The organism is Streptomyces sp. NPDC029152 (assembly GCF_055564355.1).
In genome coordinates this window covers 480,289-496,334 of the sequence record NZ_JBVHWR010000003.1, presented here as the reverse complement: position 1 = coordinate 496,334, position 16,046 = coordinate 480,289, and the positions used below count along the sequence as shown (strand labels likewise).

Sequence of the window (16,046 nt, the reverse complement as noted above, 5' to 3'; positions counted from 1 at the left end):
GTGGGTGCCGCCCGGCCTCCGCGCCTTCGTACCCGGAGGTCAGAGCCGGGTGACGTCCAGCCCGCCCTCGGCGTACTGCCTGCGCAGCACCTTCTTGTCGAACTTGCCGACGCTCGTCTTCGGCACCGCCCCGATGACCGTCCAGCGCTCCGGGAGCTGCCACTTGGCGATCTTGCCGTCCTCCGCGAGGAAGGTGCGCAGCTCCTCGAAGCCGACGCTCGCGCCCTCCTTGAGGACGACGGTGGCCAGGGGACGCTCGCCCCACTTGTCGTCGGGGACGGCGACGACGGCGGCCTCGGCGACGTCCGGGTGGGACATCAGGGCGTTCTCCAGCTCGACGGAGGAGATCCACTCGCCGCCGGACTTGATGACGTCCTTGGCGCGGTCGGTGAGGGTGAGGAAGCCGTCGGGGGAGATGGTGCCGACGTCGCCCGTCTTCAGCCAGCCGTCCTCGCTGAACTTGTCGGCGGGACGCAGCGGTTCGGCCTCCGGGCCGTTGTAGTAGGCGCCGGCGATCCAGTTGCCGCGGACCTCCAGCTCGCCGGCGGACTCGCCGTCCCAGGGCAGGCGCTCGCCGCCGGGCCCGGTGAGGCGGGCCTCGACCCCGGCCGGGAAGCGCCCCTGGGTGAGGCGGTACGCGAACTCCTCCGGGGTGCCGACCGCGTGGGCCGGCGGCCGGGCGACCGTGCCGAGCGGCGAGGTCTCCGTCATGCCCCAGGCGTGGCAGACCCGCATGCCGAGCGCGTCGAACGCCTCCATCAGGGACGGCGGACACGCGGAGCCGCCGATAGTGACCTGGGTGAGCGAGGAGACGTCCCGGGGCCGCGCGGTCAGCTCGGCGAGCAGGCCCTGCCAGATGGTGGGGACGGCGGCGGCGTGCGTCGGCCGCTCGCCCTCGATCATCGCGGCGAGCGGCGCGGGCTGCAGGAACCGGTCCGGCATCAGCATGTTGACGCCGGTCATGAAGGTGGCGTGCGGCAGTCCCCAGGCGTTGACGTGGAACTGGGGGACCACGACCAGCGAGGTGTCCTGGTCGGTCAGGCCCATCGACTGGGCCATGTTGACCTGCATGGAGTGCAGGTAGACGGAGCGGTGGCTGTAGACCACGCCCTTGGGGTCGCCGGTGGTGCCGGAGGTGTAGCACATGGCGGCGGCGGCCCGTTCGTCCAGCTCGGGCCAGTCGTACGCGGTGGGCTTCCCGGCGATCAGGTCCTCGTACTCGTGCACCTGGACGGAGGTCCCGTCCAGCGGGGAGCGGTCACCGGGGCCGGTGACGACGACGTGCTCGACCGTCTTCAGGTGCGGCAGCAGGGGGGCGAGGAGGGGGACGAGCGAACCGTTGGCGATCACGACCCGGTCGGCGGCGTGGTTCACGATCCAGGCCAGCTGCTCGGCCGGGAGGCGGAGGTTGAGGGTGTGGAGGACCGCGCCCATGGAGGGGATCGCGAAGTAGGCCTCGACGTGCTCGGCGTTGTTCCACATGAGGGTCGCCACGCGCTCGTCGTCGCCGACGGCGAGGTCCTCGCGCAGGGCGTGCGCCAGCTGGGCGGCGCGGGCGCCGATCTCGGCGAAGGAGCGGCGGTGCGGCCCCTCCTCACCGGTCCAGGTGGTCACCTGCGAGCTGCCGTGGATCGTCGACCCGTGGGTCAGGATCCTCGATATCAGCAGCGGTACGTCCTGCATCGTGCTCAGCACGGTGTCCTCCCGGGGCGACATTGCCTACGCGGCGGCAAGGGTTGCGCTGATTCTGCGCACATACCGCGCGGTATGTCACTGCTCCCGGGTGATCGATCAGTGCCCGCGGCCCGGCAGGCCCGCCCGCCGCGGTGCCACGGGGCCGCCCGTCACCCGACGAACCCCAGCTCAGGGTCCTCGCGGAGCTTGCCGAGTGCGCGGGACACCGCCGACTTCACCGTGCCCACGGAAACTCCGAGGACCTCGGCCGTCCGGGCTTCACTGAGGTCCTCGTAGTACCTGAGGACGACCATCGCCCGCTGCCGGGCCGGCAGCTTCATGACGGCCCGCCACATCGCGTCGCGCAGCGCCTGCCGTTCCGCCGGGTCGTCCCCGCCGGGCTCGGGCTCCGGCTCGGGCATCTCGTCGCACGCGAACTCGTCGACCTTGCGCTTGCGCCACTGCGACGTCCGCGTGTTCACCAGCGCCCGGCGCACGTAGCCGTCCAGGGCGCGGTGGTCCTCGATGCGCTCCCAGGCCGCGTACGTCTTGGTGAGCGCGGTCTGCAGCAGGTCCTCCGCGTCGCTCGGGTTCGCGGTCAGGGACCGGGCGGTACGCAGCAGCACCGGCCGGCGGTCCTTCACGTACGACGAGAACGACGGGTACGGGAAGGTCTGCGCCACTGCCGTGGCGGCGTTCGAAGCGCTGGTGCAGACGGGTGCGGTCATGACTCAACGCTATGAGCGAAGGGGTGCGCGGCGGATCGGCCGCAGGTCCCGAAGCGGAGTCCGCCTCAGGTTGTAGGGGTGGGGCCGGCTGCACCTCCTCTGGGTGGAGGAGGGGGCGGGGAGTACTGCGGGTTCGCCCCTGGGGGACCCCCGGCTCCCGCGGGGCCCGGCGGGGAGGAACGTCCGGGCGGTGGCACCGGAGCACCACCGCCCGGACGTCGTGCGACCCCGTGAAGCACACCCGTACGGAGACCGGGGGCCGGCGCCGGAGCGCCCGCACCGGCCCCTCAGCTCACCACCACAGCGGGGGGAAGCTGACGGCCACGTTCTCGTTGCCCTGGTTGACGGCGGTGAACGCGGAGCCGTCGACCTGCGCGGTGTTGTTCTGGTTCGAGGCGCCCGGGCCGACCGCCTGCTGCTGCGTGGTGGACGAGTTGCCGCTGTTGTCGTCGCCGACGCCGCTGCCGACGATGCCCGCGAAGGCCTCCGCGGAGGTCGCATTCGATCCGTCGTCCGCGAGGGCGCCGTTGTCCGCCGTCGCCGCGCCGCCGAAGAGGGCGACGGCCAGCGGGAGCGCGGCGACGGCGGCGATGACGCGAGCGGTACGGATGCTTGCCATGTAGTTCCTCCAGAACACGGTGCGCACCGGCTTCCTGCCGACAACGCGAGAAGTACCAGCACTTGTGAACCAGCCTGTGTGCCAAGGCAGTTGGCCGACCGCCCCGACGCTGTGCACGACGTCGCGTGATCAGACTTGCCCACCGCTCCCCGGCGAACCACCCGGGAGGCCCCGATTCGCCCTCAAGCGTGAGGACAAGCCGATAAACCCCTTCGCCACCCTTACGCCGCACCCCGGTCGGTGCGGACGGTTCCGCATCAAGCGCCACAAGAGGTGAAGCGTTCCGCCGCTTTCCCCCTCCGCCCCTCCACCCCCGGCGCGTCGCATGCGGGCACCCTTCCCTTTATCGAACGCGCGTACGAAAATGAAGTCATGGCCACCATCGACCGGCGGGCCACGACGCTGGCCCTCGCCCACGCCCTGTCCGCCGCCGAACGCGGACTGGCGGTCATCCCCCTGTCCCCGACGAAGCTCCCGGCCCTGCGCTCCCCCCACCGCGACGACCCGGCCCCCCTCCGCTGCCACGGCGAGTGCGGCCGCTTCGGCCACGGCGTCCACGACGCCTCCACCGACCCCTCCCGCATCCGCGAACTGTTCGCCGCGGCCCCCTGGGCCACGGGCTACGGCATCGCCTGCGGGCTGCCGCCGCATCACCTCATCGGCGTGGACCTGGACACGAAAGGGGACACGGACTCCACGGCCGCCCTGCGCGAGCTGGCCCTGCGCCACCTGTTCACCATCCCGCCCACGGTGGTCGTCCTGACCCCCAGCGGAGGCCGCCACCTCTGGCTGACCGGCCCGCCCGACGCCGTCGTCCCCAACTCGGCCGGCCGTCTCGCCCCCGGCATCGACATCCGCGGCGCCGGCGGCTACCTCGTCGGTCCCGGCTCCCGCACCCGGCACGGCACCTACGCCGCCGCACCCGGCACGGCCCACCTCGCGCCCGCCGCCTGCCCGCCCGCGCTGCTGCGCCTCCTGCTCCCCCCGCCCCGCGCCCACCAGCACGCCCACGCGACCACCGACGCGCACGGCCGGGGCCTCGTGCAGTTCGTCCTCGCGGCGCACGAGGGCCAGCGCAACACCCGCCTGTTCTGGGCGGCCTGCCGCGCCTACGAGGACGGCATCGGCGCCGCACTGGCGGACCACCTGGTCGAGGCGGCCCGGGAGACCGGGCTCACGGAACGCGAGGCACGCACGACCGTCGCGTCGGCGGCCCGCATGACGGGCCACCACCCCTGACCGGGGCGAGGGAGCCCTTGCGGCGCGCCGGGCGCGCGCGGTGCGCCCTCTCGGGGGCTTCGGGGCGAGGCCGACGCGGCCGAGGACGCCGGCGGTCACCGCGCGCCCCGGCCGTGCGGAGCGTGTCCGCGGGCTCCCCCAGAACGACGGCCCCCGACCGTCATGCCTGGTCGGGGGCCGTTCGCCACCGCGGTGGGTGTGGGATTTGAACCCACGGTGACTTGCGCCACGACGGTTTTCAAGACCGTTCCCTTAGGCCGCTCGGGCAACCCACCTCGTGCCGCCCGTCGGGGCGGAGCGGGTACAGACTACCGGCCCCGGGTCGTCCGGTGGGGGCGTGGTCCACCGAACGCGCGGGCGCGCGGCGGTCGGTGACGGGTACGCGGAGGGATGCACACGTACGGGGTGGCGGCAACCGGAGCATCACCACACGTACGGGTGAGCGTCGGAGTCGGACGACCGGGTACGAGGCCGCCGCCCCGGCGCTCGGCGGAGGCGGGCCCCGGGCGGGCCCTGGGGGCGAAAATGCCCGGTCGCGGGGGTGTTTCCGAAAGGAAGCGGCGGTACGAAAGCGTTTCCGGTCGCCATCGGTCAACAGCGTGCGCGTGTCTACACCGAAGCGGACGACCAAATTGTTCAGAATGTTCCCCACTGCCCCAGTTGAAACTATGAAGTTTCTTTGCCGAGGAGCGTGACATGCAGGTTCGCAGGTGGCTCCCAGACCAGCCCACCCGTATCGGCCGGCACGACTGGCCGGACGAGGGTGACAACGGAACACATCTGCGACTGCGGGCCGGCTCCATCGTGGTACTCGACCGGCAGGCATGGCGGATCCTGGAGATCAACGCCTACTCGGGCGACCGGTGGCCGGAGTCCTACGAGAAGGCGTGGCGCGACCACGTGGAGCTGTGGTGGCACGCCAACGAACTGCGGCGGGCCAACAACCAGATGGTCAAGCCGGCGCCGGAGCGCTCCGAATTCTACAAGCGTCCGGTGATCCTGGTCCTGCGCAACGAGAACCTGCCCCGGTCCACGCCCAAGCACTGGTGCGCCCCCGCCAGTCACGACTGGCAGGTCCTCCCGGAGCACTACGCCGTCTGCCGCGCCTGCGGCGAGCTGCCGCCCTGCCACCACGGGGAGTACCGCTGGGAGGGCGGCCCCCGCTGGCCCGAGAACAGCGGCGGCATCCCGCTCATCGTGCCGGAGGGCTGCTGCATGGGGTGCGCCGAGCCGATCAAGCCTCGGGGGCGGACCGTGCGCTTCCCGGGGCCGAACCTCTGGTACCCGGACCTGGAGGAGAACACCGCGGTCTTCCACGCCCGCGCCGCCTGCGCCGATCAGGTCGACTGCTACCGCATGCAGTGGCAGGCCGAGTACAACCCGCGCTCTTCCGCCGCCCATCCCGCCACCCCGGCGTTCCCGGGCTTCGAGCACTTCGTGGTGCCCCAGACCCGGCACGCCCCGGACCTGGCCCCGCACGTCCAGCAGGGCCCCCAGAGCCCGCACGCCCCGCAGTTCGGCCAGGCGCGGCCGGCCGAGGAGGAACGCGCCCGCGCGGTGGGCGGCTCCGGCACGTTCCACCCTCCGTTCGACGGGTACCGCGCAGAACCGGAGACCGGTGCGGCACCGGCCTCCTCCGAGCCGGGGCACCGGACGGCACCCGCGGCCCCCGCCGCGCCGGCGGCGGACCCGGCCGGACCGGGTCGGGCCACCGTGCCCGCGCCCGCCGCCGCGGCCGAGACGCCCGCGCCCGCCACCGCCGCCGCCGAGACGCCCGCCGCCGCGGCCTCCTCGGTCGAGAGCGCCGGACAGGCGCTGCGGGCGGCGGAGGAGCTGGGCCTGTCCCTGACCGAGCGCCCGGCCTTCCACAACGCGGAACAGGCCGCCCGGGTGATCGAGGAACTCACCGCCGCGGTCCGGAACATCGCGCTCTGCCTGAACCCGTCGGCCGTCCGCGAGCGCTCCTGACCCGCGGACGGCCGCACGCGGGCGCCGGGGCCGCGGGCCGGCACGCGCGGGCGGGTCAGTCGTCGCCGGTCTTGGAGCCGAGGGTGAGGTCGGTGGTGTGCTGCTTGCCGCCGCGCTCGTAGGTGACCGTGACCTTGTCGCCGGGCTTGTGGGTCCAGATCTCGCCGATCAGGGTCGGGCCGCTGTCGATCACCGTGTCGTCGAGCTTGGTGATGACGTCGCCGGGCTTGAGGCCCGCGGCCGAGGCGGGGCCGCCCGGCTCGACGGGATCGGAGCCGCTGACGCCCTGCTCGGTGATCTTCGCGCCGTTCGTCGTCTCCTCCAGGGAGACGGAGGCGCCGATCTTGGCGTACACCGGCTTGCCGGTCCTGATCAGCTGCTTGGCGACGAACTCCGCCTGGTTGATCGGGATGGCGAAGCCCAGTCCGATCGAGCCCGCCTGACCGCTGCCGCCGAAGCCGCCGTTGCTCGTGGACTGGATCGCGGAGTTGATCCCGATCACGTTGCCCTTCGCGTCCAGCAGCGGGCCGCCGGAGTTGCCCGGGTTGATCGAGGCGTCGGTCTGCAGGGCGCTCATGTAGGACGCCTTGCTGCTCGCGCTGCCGTCGCTGGAGGCCACGGGGCGGTTCTTGGCGCTGATGATGCCCGTGGTCACCGTGTTGGACAGGCCGAAGGGGGCGCCGATGGCGATCGTCGAGTCGCCGACGGCCACCTTGTCCGAGTTGCCGAGGGGCAGCGGGTTCAGGTCCGACGGGGCGTTCTCGAGCTTGATGACCGCCACGTCGTAGCCCTGCGCGTGGCCGACCACCTGGGCGTCGTACTTCTTGCCGTCGGGGAAGGTCGCGCTGAGCTTGCCGCCGTCGACCGCCTCCGCCACCACGTGGTTGTTGGTGACGATGTGGCCCTGCTTGTCGAAGACGAACCCCGTGCCGGTGCCGCCCTCGCCGTTGCTGCCCTCGGCCTGGATGGTGACCGTGCTGGGCAGCGCCTTGGCGGCCACGCCCGCGACCGTGCCCGCGTCGCGCTTGACGGAGCCGCCGGTGTCCGAGGCGGAGACCGTCGTGGAACCGGACTCGTCGTTGTTCTTGGCCAGGGTGTAGCCGATCCCGCCGCCCAGACCGCCCGCGACCAGAGCGGCGATCAGGAACGCGGCGACCGTGCCGCCGCGGCCGCGGCCGGACTTCGGCGCCGGCTGCTGGTACGAGGAGCCCCAGCCGCCGGAACCGTCGCCGCCACCGCCGTAGGACGGACCGGCCGGCGGCGGGGGCGGCGGCCAGGAGGCGTCGGGGGCCGAGGGACCCGGGGACGCGGCCTGGTGGGGGGCGGGTGCGGAAGCCGGGGGTGTCCGGAAACCGCCGTGCGGATCCGCACCCGTGGGCGGCTGGGACGGCGGCCGGTCCGGGTGGGGCGGCGGGGCCGGCTCCGAGGCTGCGGGAGATTCCACCGGCACGGGAGGTGCGGACGGGGCCGGGGGTACCGCGGTGCCCTCGTTCTCGGTGCTCACAGCTTCTCTCCTCGATCCACGACTGCCGCTCGGGCGTACTGATCGCGCTCGGCCACGCTCACGCGCGCCGCTCCACGGCCCGGCGCGAAGCGGCTGCGCATGTGGTGGTGCATGTGTTTGTGTAGGCCATCAGCTTTTCCCACGAGCCGTCAGAGCACCATAAGCGGATGCTGTGGGCCCGCAGTCGTTCCTTATACAGGTCATCCAAGACTAAACGGGCATGCGACCGATGACTCCAGGGCCACGTCTACCCACGCGCGGTGGCACCATGACGCGGTGACCCACGTACGACAGCACCCGATTCAGGTGGTCGCCCACCGCGGGGCCTCCGAGGAGGCCCCCGAGCACACCCTGGCCGCCTACCGGAAGGCGATCGAGGACGGGGCGGACGCCCTGGAGTGCGATGTGCGCCTGACCGCCGACGGCCACCTCGTCTGCGTCCACGACTGGCGCGTCGACCGTACGTCCAACGGCCGCGGCGCGGTCTCGGCGCTGGAGCTCGCCGATCTGGCCGCCCTGGACTTCGGCGCCCGCAGGACCCGGGATTTCTGGCGCACGCGCGACGAGCAGCCCGAATGGGAGCACCGGCCCGAGGACCGGGAGGAGACCTCGGTCCTCACCCTGGAGCGGCTGCTGGAGCTGGTGTCGGACGCGGGACGGCGGGTGGAGCTGGCCATCGAGACCAAGCACCCCACGCGCTGGGCGGGACAGGTGGAGGAGCGGCTGCTGCTGCTCCTGAAGCGGTTCGGTCTCGACGCGCCCGCCTCGGCCGCCGAATCACCGGTGCGCGTGATGAGTTTCTCGGCCCGCTCGCTGCACCGCGTGCGGGCCGCGTCGCCGACGCTGCCGACGGTCTACCTGATGCAGTTCGTCTCCCCCCGGCTGCGCGACGGACGGCTGCCGGCCGGTGTCCGGATCGCGGGCCCCTCGATCCGCGTCGTGCGCAACCACCCCGCCTACGTCGAGCGGCTGAAGGCGGCCGGGCACCAGGTGCACGTGTGGACCGTGAACGAGACCGCCGACGTGGACCTCTGCGCCGGCCTGGGCGTCGACGCGGTCATCACCAACCGGCCGCGGGCGGTCCTGGAGCACCTCGGCCGCTGACGCGTCCGGAAGCCCCGGCCCCGCGGCCCGTCCGCACCCGTTCTCCAGGCTCGACCACCGACGAGATCCAGCCACACGGTCACGGGGAGTGCTCCGGCGCGTTCGGTGCGTGAGCGACCGTGCCGAATGCGTCACCGGGCGGGCACCGGCCGGTTTCCGGTCCAGGCCGGAAGGGCATCCACTCCGTGGCGTGGGGCGAAGGAGGTCTCGGGGGTGGCGTTGGTGGTGGCACAGGAGGTGCCCACGTCGTCGAGCATGGCCGTTCCCCATGGCCCTGCGGGCGTGGGGAGAGCACGGCACCGGATGCGGGAGCAGTTGCGCAGAGGCGGTGTGGCGGAATCGGTCATCGACGACGCGGTACTGGTCCTTTCCGAACTTCTCAGCAATGCGTGCAAGCACGGCCGCCCGCTGGGCGACGCCCTGGCCGGGGACGGTGACGTCCGCGCCGCATGGCAGGTGGACCCGGCGGGCCGGCTCCTCGTGGAGGTGACGGACGGCGGCGGACCGACCCGGCCGGCCCCGGCGACCCCGTCGGTCACCGCGCACGGCGGCCGCGGGCTGAACATCATCACCGCGCTCGCCGACGACTGGGGCGTACGGGACGGCGCGCGCGGAGAGGTCACGGTCTGGGTCGTCGTCCACGACGACGTGCACGACCCGGACGCGGGGCACCGGCGCGACGACTTCGCCACGCGGGTCGCGGCCCCGGCCGTGTCGGAGATGCCCGGCCTGGACTTCGCGGACGCGTTCGACGACCTCGGCTGAGCACCGGTCCGGCCGGGCGGCGCACGGCCCGTGCGGTGCGTGCGGCCCGCTCCCGCGGGAAACGCCCACCGCCCGGCGCCGGGGGAGTCGCCCACACGCGGCTCGTCGTCCACAGGGTCCCGTCGGCCGGGACGCGAACGGCTAGGCTCGCGCCCGTACGAGTAGAGCCGTAACCGGGAGACACCCACGATGGCCAAGAAGCGACCCCAGACGAAGGCCAAGCGGCCCCAGCTCACCGACGGCGAGGTCCCGGTCGTCGGCGCCCGCGAGCCCTGCCCCTGCGGCAGCGGCCGCCGCTACAAGGCCTGCCACGGCCGGGCCGCCGCCCAGGCCACGACCGCGCTGGTGCAGCGTCCGTTCGAAGGACTGCCCGGCGAGTGCGACTGGGTGGCGCTGCGCGAGCTGGTGCCGGCGGCCACGGTCGAGCTGACGCTGAAGGACGGTCTGCCCGAGGACGTTCCGTCGGTCACGCTGGCCACGGTGCTGCCGATGGCCTGGCCGGCCCTGCGCCGCGACGACGGCTCGGTACTGCTCGGCCTGCAGAACGACACGGCGTCGGGCGACATCAGCCGCGACCTGGCGGACACCCTCCGGCGGGCTCTGACCGCCGCGCCGGGCACGCCCGTGCAGGGGCGTCGCGCTCCGGCCGACGGTCCGCGTCTGCAGGACCTGCTCGCGCCCGAGGGGGCTTTCGAGCCGGTGGTGCGCGAGGGCTTCGAGTTCTGGGTCCCGGACGCGGAGAACGCCACGCCGGAGGTGGCCGCCTCCCTGGAGCGGGCCAACGCCGCGGCCATCCCGACCGTCCGGCTCCAGGGCGTGGACGCCGCCTACTGGTGCGAGACGCCGGAGAAGAACCACCTGCGGTGGGTCATGCCGCACGAGGAGGAGCGGCTTCTGGACGCATTGGCCCGGCTGCACGCGGCGGGCCGGTCGAGCCTCGGCGAGGGCACCCGCCTCGTGGGCTCCTTCCGCGCCCACGGGCTCACCGTCCCGGTCTGGGACCTGCCGAGCGGGACCACCGCCGAGGACGTGGAGAAGCCGGCGGCCGAGTTCGCCGAGCGCCTCGCCGAGGCGCTGGCCGCGGACGCGCCGCTCACTCCCGACGAGCGCCGGGCGCGCGGCGGCCTGACCAACCGGCAGGTCACCCTCAGCTGAGCGGCGGCCGGCGCACGGCCCCGGCGTCCGGTCCGGCTGACCGACCGGTCAGCCGGACCACCGGACACGGAACGGGTGACTCCAGTCACAACTCCCGGCAGGGTCACGCCAGTCGGTGACCGGAAAACAGGAGATCGAATTTGCTAACCGCCGATCTCTTGTTACCGTTCGAGTAGCCCGGTTGCTGGTGCATCCCCCGTCGCCAGCAACCGGGTCTTTCCATGCGCCCCGATGCCCACGCGCTCACGACCGGTCCTTCAACGGCCTTTCTCCTCGGACGAGTTGCTGCCGGCGCGCAGCAGCAGCGGTCCGTAGCCGGCCCGGCCCGCGAACTCCGCGACCGCGGTGTAGCCGACCGGTTCGCCCCGCACCCGCGCACGGGGTGTCTCGCACATGCCCGGCGCGTCCTCGGCGCCCACCACGCAGCGCATCCGCACACGGAGGCCGTCGGGCCCCAGCAGGCTCAGCACGGTTTCCAGCGGCCCGCCGGTCGCGTTGCGGTAGTAGGTCCGCGCCCAGGTCCCGGTGCCCTGCGTCAGCACACAGGCCTGCGCCTCGACGCCCTCGGGCGAGGTGAGTTCGGGGCCGCAGCGCACGGCGGTGGCCAGGCCGGGCGGCAGCGTGGTGCGGGCGGGACCGGCGGCGGACGGCGCGGTGCCGTCGGTCCGCCCGGACGCCTTGCCCTCGTCGCCGCGCGGCAGCGGGCGCGCGCCGAGGGACCGGCCGTCCTCCTCCCCGCTGCGCACGGGTCCTGCCGACGCCACGGCGAAGGGCAGCACGACCGCGCACGCCACGACGCCGGCGAGGCCGTACGGACGGAACCCGCGGCCGGCCGGGCGGCGGCGGTGCGGTCTCGCGGCGCGGTGCACCCCGGCTCGAAGCGGCATGGAGCGGACGATAACGACCCCGGTCGGACGCCGGCTTCCGCGCGCGCCCGACACCCCTACAACTCGGGCGCGCTCACACCCGTACGGGTGAGGGCGTCGACCGCCGCGTCCACCACGGCCTCCACGTCGGGCACCCAGGGCGAGGCGGAGCCGGGCAGCGGCGCCCGCTCCCAGCGGACGCCGCCCCGGCCGGTCCCGGACGGGGGCAGGGCGAGGTAGCCGCCCTCGCCGTGGAAGCGCAGCGAGCCGGGGACGAAGTCCTTGGCGTAGAGCAGTTCGCCCAGTTGCTCCATGGAGTACGGCCGGACCAGCAGCGACCAGCGGGTGGGCGAGGCGACGACCGGGCCGAGCCGCATGCCGGCGCGGTCGAGCGCGGCCAGGGCGCGGGCGGCCGGCAGGGCGGGCAGGGAGACGGCGCACGGGGCGCCGCCTCCGGTGGCCAGGACGATCGGCGCCGCCGGACGGTTGGTCCACCACCAGCGCACCATCCGCTCGTCGGTGGTGGCGGCGAGGAGACCGGGGTCGAAGGGATGGGCGCCGGGCACCGCGCACTCGGGATCGGGGCAGGCGCAGCGCGAGCGCGCCTGCGGGTCGGGCGCCGCGCCCGGGACCACGGGCCACCGCCACTGCGTCGCGTAGGTCAGGGCCGTGCCGATCAGCTCAGGCCGCCCGCCGCCCCGCCGGGACAGGAGCCTGCGTCGCCTTCCGAGGATCTCGCGCATGAGCGCTCGTTCCTTTCCGTTGCACGCCTGGCAACACCGTGGTCGTCTCACACCATGTGTCGATCACTTCGCTGTGCGTAGCTGGTGGCGCATCACACCCCTGCCGCGGGCAAGGGGACCCCTGTGGGCCGAGCTCTGACTGCGTCCGCGGCGGCTGCGTCCATACTGCGTCCATCACGAGCATGGGGCTGGCGCGGGGGTGGCGAAGTCTGGCGTTCGCCGTCCCGCGTGTTTCTCTCCGCTTCCGCCACGGGAGGATGGGGCACGGTCGTCGGTGGATAGGACGCCCGGGTCCGCCGCCAGGTTCCGGGTGGCCCACGGCCACCCCTGGCCTTCACCGGGTACGTACCCATCACGACCGCTGTGACGCTCCGTGGAGCGCCCCCAGAAGACCGCAACAAGACATCCTCTGAGGCAGTTTCGAGCCAACTTCGCTTTTCCGCAAGGGGCGAGGAAAGGAGGCCCCTCACATCCCACGGACACCAGTAATCCCCGCAGGACAATGCTGGACATCTCCTTACGAGTGCGTGTACATGTGGAGACACTGCTGCGGCGCAGAAGGACATGGGGGTTTGCGATGCTTTTGAGCAGTAAGCACCGGTCGGAAAGCCGGACACCATGAACGCCCCGCACCCTGCGAAAGTGGCTGGAATCGATTCGACCGTGCCGTCCCCCGCACACACTGTCGCGTCCGCCGCCGCGGGTGCTCCCCCGGCCCTCCCGTCGAGCGGCCCGGGTACTTCGGGTGCGCCGGGCGCCCTGCTCCAGGACCGGCTCGCCGGCTGGGTGTCGGACCTGACGACCCTGCACGAACTCACCGAGCGCCTCGCCCGCACGGACTCCCTCGCCGAAGCGCTCCAGGAACTGCTGCGCGCCGGCGCCGCCCTGGTGGGCGCCCGGCGCGGACTCGTCGTCCTGGAACCGGCCGACGGCCTCGGCCCCGACACCACCATCGGCCTCGGGCTGGCCCGCGCCGACCTCGGCCACATCGAGACGGTGCCGCGCAGCTCGCTGTCGTACGGACGGATCCTGGAGGGGCTGCCCGTCGCCGAGGGGGGCATCGCCGAACCCGACCTGTTCGCCGAGGAGGGCCTCGACCCGCGCCACCGCGAGGTCGCCGCCCGCCTCGGTTACGCCGCCAGCTACGCCCTTCCCCTGTCCACCGAGCGCGCCGGGCGCCTCGGGGCCGCCGTCTGGCTCTACGACGAACCCGCCGAACCGCGCGAGCGGCAGCGGCACCTCGCCGGGCTGTACGCCCGGTACGCCGCCGAGCACCTGGCCCGGCTCCTGGAGACCGAACGCACGCGCGTGTGCATGGCGACCATGGCGGAGGAGCTGCTCCCCTCGCGCCTGCCCCGGGTGCCCGGCGTGCGGCTCGCCGCCCGCCGCCGCACCGGCCCGCGCGGCGGCGGCGACTGGTACGACGCCCTGCCGCTGCCGGACGCCGCGCTCGGCCTGGCCGTCGGCTCCGTCACCGGATCCGGCCCCAGCGCCCTGGCCGCCACCGGGCGGCTGCGCGCGTCCCTGCGGGCGTACGCCGTGATGGAGGGGGAGGACCCGGTCGCGGTCCTGTCCGACCTGGAACTGCTGCTGCGGCTCACCGAGCCCGCCCGCTCGGCCACCGCCCTGTTCGGCTACTGCGAGCCCGCGCTGCGCCGGATCACCCTGGCCGGTGCCGGACACAGCCCGCCCCTGCTGATCGGCGAGCGGCGCACCGAGTTCGTCGAGACCTCCGTCTCCGCGCCGCTGGGCATGCTCGCCTGCTGGGAGGCGCCGAGCGTGGAGGTCCGGGCCGAACCCGGAGAGACGGTTCTGCTGTACACCGACGGGCTGCTGCGCCGCACCGGCGACCCGATGGACCGCGCCTTCGCACGGCTGCACGCCGCGGCGGCCGGCGTGCCGCGCACCAAGCGCCACGACCCGGACGCCGTCGCCGACCACGTGCTGCGCACGGTGCTGCCGGACGGCGCGGACGAGGCGGACTCCGAGGAGGACGTGGTGCTGCTGGCGGTCCGCTTCGACCAGTGACGCGCCGCCGCCCGGTGTAACGGGTCCTTCGGCCCTGGGCCCCCTTCCGTACGACCGTACGATGGGGGTGGTCCAGTGCCGTATCAAGGAGGATGACCGTGGCGGAGGAGCTCACCCCGGAGACCCCGGAAGCCGTGCTTGAGGACGCCGTTGACGCGACGGGCGACGAACCGGTCAAGCAGCGCAAGAACGGCCTGTACCCGGGCGTGTCCGACGAGCTGGCCGAGAACATGAAGTCCGGCTGGGCCGACACGGAGCTGCGCGACCTGGAGCCGATCCCCCAGGCCGCCGAGACCGCCGCCCGCCGGGCCGCGCTGTCCGCGCGCTTCCCCGGCGAGCGCCTGGTGATCCCCGCGGGCAACCTGAAGACCCGCTCGAACGACACGGAGTACGCCTTCCGCGCCTCCGTCGAGTACGCCTACCTCACCGGCAACCAGACCGAGGACGGCGTCCTGGTGCTGGAGCCCGAGGGCGAGGGCCACAAGGCCACGATCTACCTGCTGCCCCGCTCCGACCGCGAGAACGGCGAGTTCTGGCTGAGCGGTCAGGGCGAGCTGTGGGTCGGCCGCCGTCACTCCCTCACCGAGGCGGAGAAGCTGTACGGCATCCCCGCCTCCGACGTGCGCGAGCTGGCCGACAGGCTGCGCGGGGCCACCGGACCGGTGCGCGTCGTGCGCGGCCACGACGCCGGCATCGAGGCGGCGCTGACCGACAAGGTCACCGCCGAGCGCGACGAGGAGCTGCGCGTCTTCCTCTCCGAGGCCCGCCTCGTCAAGGACGAGTTCGAGATCGGCGAGCTGCAGAAGGCCGTCGACTCCACCGTCCGCGGCTTCGAGGACGTCGTGAAGGTCCTCGACAAGGCCGAGGCGACCAGCGAGCGCTACATCGAGGGCACCTTCTTCCTCCGCGCGCGCGTGGAGGGCAACGACGTCGGCTACGGCACCATCGCCGCCGCCGGCCCGCACGCCTGCACCCTGCACTGGGTCCGCAACGACGGCCCGGTCCGCTCCGGCGACCTGCTGCTGCTCGACGCGGGTGTGGAGACGCACACGTACTACACGGCGGACGTCACGCGCACCCTGCCGGTCAACGGCCGCTACAGCGAGCTGCAGAAGAAGATCTACGACGCCGTGTACGACGCCCAGGAGGCCGGCATCGCGGCCGTGAAGCCGGGCGCCAAGTACCGCGACTTCCACGACGCCGCCCAGCGCGTGCTGGCCGAGCGGCTCGTCGAGTGGGGCCTGGTCGAGGGCCCGGTCGAGCGGGTGCTGGAGCTGGGCCTGCAGCGCCGCTGGACGCTGCACGGCACCGGCCACATGCTCGGCCTGGACGTCCACGACTGCGCCGCCGCGCGCGTGGAGTCCTACGTCGACGGCACCCTGGAGCCCGGCATGGTCCTCACCGTCGAGCCCGGCCTGTACTTCCAGGCCGACGACCTGACCGTGCCCGAGGAGTACCGGGGCATCGGCGTCCGCATCGAGGACGACATCCTCGTCACCGAGGACGGCAACCGGAACCTGTCCGCCGGGCTGCCGCGCCGGTCGGACGAGGTCGAGGCGTGGATGGCCTCGCTGAAGGGCTGACCTCCGGACGGACGGCCGGGTACCGCACCGGGTACCCGGCCGTCGTCGTGCCCGGGGGTTCACGCGGCGC

Annotated in this window: 14 protein-coding genes and 1 tRNA gene; 7 read left to right on the top strand and 8 right to left on the bottom strand. The window is 73.5% G+C overall.

Translation table 11 applies throughout. From position 1 onward, the window contains the following. Positions 1-39: 39 nt before the first annotated feature. The 3 genes from ACZ4V6_RS08935 to ACZ4V6_RS08925 all read right to left on the bottom strand — a co-directional run bounded on the left by ACZ4V6_RS08935 (position 40) and on the right by ACZ4V6_RS08925 (position 3,021). Positions 40-1,716 (bottom strand): long-chain fatty acid--CoA ligase, encoded by a 1,677-nt coding sequence (locus tag ACZ4V6_RS08935; RefSeq protein ID WP_467824136.1) that lies wholly within the window; start codon positions 1,714-1,716, stop codon positions 40-42. A 128-nt stretch (positions 1,717-1,844) separates the two neighbouring features. After that, positions 1,845-2,402 (bottom strand): SigE family RNA polymerase sigma factor, encoded by a 558-nt coding sequence (locus ACZ4V6_RS08930; protein ID WP_467824133.1) that lies wholly within the window; start codon positions 2,400-2,402, stop codon positions 1,845-1,847. A 292-nt stretch (positions 2,403-2,694) separates the two neighbouring features. Then, entirely contained in the window at positions 2,695-3,021 is a 327-nt protein-coding gene (locus tag ACZ4V6_RS08925) for a hypothetical protein (protein ID WP_467824131.1), read from the bottom strand. 372 nt (positions 3,022-3,393) lie between these two features. Between ACZ4V6_RS08925 and ACZ4V6_RS08920 the strand changes: the two genes are divergently transcribed. Then, entirely contained in the window at positions 3,394-4,260 is an 867-nt protein-coding gene (locus ACZ4V6_RS08920) for a bifunctional DNA primase/polymerase (protein ID WP_467824128.1), read from the top strand. 190 nt (positions 4,261-4,450) lie between these two features. Here ACZ4V6_RS08920 and ACZ4V6_RS08915 read toward each other — a convergent pair. Further along, a tRNA-Ser gene (locus tag ACZ4V6_RS08915) sits at positions 4,451-4,535 on the bottom strand. Between the two features lie 421 nt (positions 4,536-4,956). Between ACZ4V6_RS08915 and ACZ4V6_RS08910 the strand changes: the two genes are divergently transcribed. Continuing rightward, on the top strand, positions 4,957-6,228 hold the full coding sequence (locus tag ACZ4V6_RS08910) for a hypothetical protein (RefSeq protein WP_467824126.1): 1,272 nt from the start codon (positions 4,957-4,959) through the stop codon (positions 6,226-6,228). A gap of 55 nt (positions 6,229-6,283) precedes the next feature. Here the strand turns inward: ACZ4V6_RS08910 and ACZ4V6_RS08905 are convergent, their stop codons facing one another. Next, complete coding sequence (locus ACZ4V6_RS08905; protein WP_467824124.1) at positions 6,284-7,732, bottom strand: S1C family serine protease; 1,449 nt, start codon at positions 7,730-7,732, stop codon at positions 6,284-6,286. 276 nt (positions 7,733-8,008) lie between these two features. Between ACZ4V6_RS08905 and ACZ4V6_RS08900 the strand changes: the two genes are divergently transcribed. Then, positions 8,009-8,836 (top strand): glycerophosphodiester phosphodiesterase, encoded by an 828-nt coding sequence (locus ACZ4V6_RS08900; protein ID WP_467824122.1) that lies wholly within the window; start codon positions 8,009-8,011, stop codon positions 8,834-8,836. A gap of 131 nt (positions 8,837-8,967) precedes the next feature. On the opposite strand, the gene ACZ4V6_RS08895 is transcribed toward ACZ4V6_RS08900, so the two are convergent. Continuing rightward, positions 8,968-9,093 carry a hypothetical protein gene (locus ACZ4V6_RS08895; protein WP_467824366.1) on the bottom strand — a complete coding sequence of 42 codons (126 nt, stop codon included), beginning with the start codon at positions 9,091-9,093 and terminating at the stop codon, positions 8,968-8,970. On the opposite strand from ACZ4V6_RS08895, the gene ACZ4V6_RS08890 reads away from it, so the two are divergent. Together ACZ4V6_RS08890 and ACZ4V6_RS08885 are read left to right on the top strand one after the other, a co-directional pair. After that, entirely contained in the window at positions 9,050-9,601 is a 552-nt protein-coding gene (locus tag ACZ4V6_RS08890) for an ATP-binding protein (protein WP_467824119.1), read from the top strand. The genes ACZ4V6_RS08895 and ACZ4V6_RS08890 overlap by 44 nt on opposite strands. 189 nt (positions 9,602-9,790) lie before the next feature. Then, positions 9,791-10,756 (top strand): DUF5926 family protein, encoded by a 966-nt coding sequence (locus ACZ4V6_RS08885; RefSeq protein ID WP_467824117.1) that lies wholly within the window; start codon positions 9,791-9,793, stop codon positions 10,754-10,756. A gap of 257 nt (positions 10,757-11,013) precedes the next feature. Here ACZ4V6_RS08885 and ACZ4V6_RS08880 read toward each other — a convergent pair whose 3' ends face one another. Together ACZ4V6_RS08880 and ACZ4V6_RS08875 are read right to left on the bottom strand one after the other, a co-directional pair. After that, positions 11,014-11,643 carry a hypothetical protein gene (locus ACZ4V6_RS08880; RefSeq protein WP_467824115.1) on the bottom strand — a complete coding sequence of 210 codons (630 nt, stop codon included), beginning with the start codon at positions 11,641-11,643 and terminating at the stop codon, positions 11,014-11,016. A 56-nt stretch (positions 11,644-11,699) separates the two neighbouring features. After that, on the bottom strand, positions 11,700-12,365 hold the full coding sequence (locus ACZ4V6_RS08875; protein ID WP_467824113.1) for a bifunctional DNA primase/polymerase: 666 nt from the start codon (positions 12,363-12,365) through the stop codon (positions 11,700-11,702). A 618-nt stretch (positions 12,366-12,983) separates the two neighbouring features. On the opposite strand from ACZ4V6_RS08875, the gene ACZ4V6_RS08870 reads away from it, so the two are divergent. Further along, positions 12,984-14,393, top strand: a complete 1,410-nt coding sequence (locus ACZ4V6_RS08870) for a PP2C family protein-serine/threonine phosphatase (protein ID WP_467824110.1) — start codon at positions 12,984-12,986, stop codon at positions 14,391-14,393. Between the two features lie 92 nt (positions 14,394-14,485). Further along, positions 14,486-15,976 (top strand): aminopeptidase P family protein, encoded by a 1,491-nt coding sequence (locus tag ACZ4V6_RS08865; protein WP_467824108.1) that lies wholly within the window; start codon positions 14,486-14,488, stop codon positions 15,974-15,976. The last annotated feature ends 70 nt before the right edge of the window (positions 15,977-16,046 follow it).

What these genes read in the sequence shown, in the direction of transcription:
- ACZ4V6_RS08920 (WP_467824128.1), top strand. Translation starts at nt 3,394, where the DNA reads ATGGCCACCATCGACCGGCGGGCCACGACGCTGGCCCTCGCCCACGCC.
- ACZ4V6_RS08880 (WP_467824115.1), bottom strand. Translation starts at nt 11,643, where the DNA reads ATGCCGCTTCGAGCCGGGGTGCACCGCGCCGCGAGACCGCACCGCCGC.
- ACZ4V6_RS08885 (WP_467824117.1), top strand. Translation starts at nt 9,791, where the DNA reads ATGGCCAAGAAGCGACCCCAGACGAAGGCCAAGCGGCCCCAGCTCACC.
- ACZ4V6_RS08925 (WP_467824131.1), bottom strand. Translation starts at nt 3,021, where the DNA reads ATGGCAAGCATCCGTACCGCTCGCGTCATCGCCGCCGTCGCCGCGCTC.
- ACZ4V6_RS08865 (WP_467824108.1), top strand. Translation starts at nt 14,486, where the DNA reads ATGACCGTGGCGGAGGAGCTCACCCCGGAGACCCCGGAAGCCGTGCTT.
- ACZ4V6_RS08910 (WP_467824126.1), top strand. Translation starts at nt 4,957, where the DNA reads ATGCAGGTTCGCAGGTGGCTCCCAGACCAGCCCACCCGTATCGGCCGG.
- ACZ4V6_RS08875 (WP_467824113.1), bottom strand. Translation starts at nt 12,365, where the DNA reads ATGCGCGAGATCCTCGGAAGGCGACGCAGGCTCCTGTCCCGGCGGGGC.
- ACZ4V6_RS08870 (WP_467824110.1), top strand. Translation starts at nt 12,984, where the DNA reads ATGAACGCCCCGCACCCTGCGAAAGTGGCTGGAATCGATTCGACCGTG.
- ACZ4V6_RS08895 (WP_467824366.1), bottom strand. Translation starts at nt 9,093, where the DNA reads ATGCTCGACGACGTGGGCACCTCCTGTGCCACCACCAACGCCACCCCC.
- ACZ4V6_RS08935 (WP_467824136.1), bottom strand. Translation starts at nt 1,716, where the DNA reads ATGTCGCCCCGGGAGGACACCGTGCTGAGCACGATGCAGGACGTACCG.
- ACZ4V6_RS08930 (WP_467824133.1), bottom strand. Translation starts at nt 2,402, where the DNA reads ATGACCGCACCCGTCTGCACCAGCGCTTCGAACGCCGCCACGGCAGTG.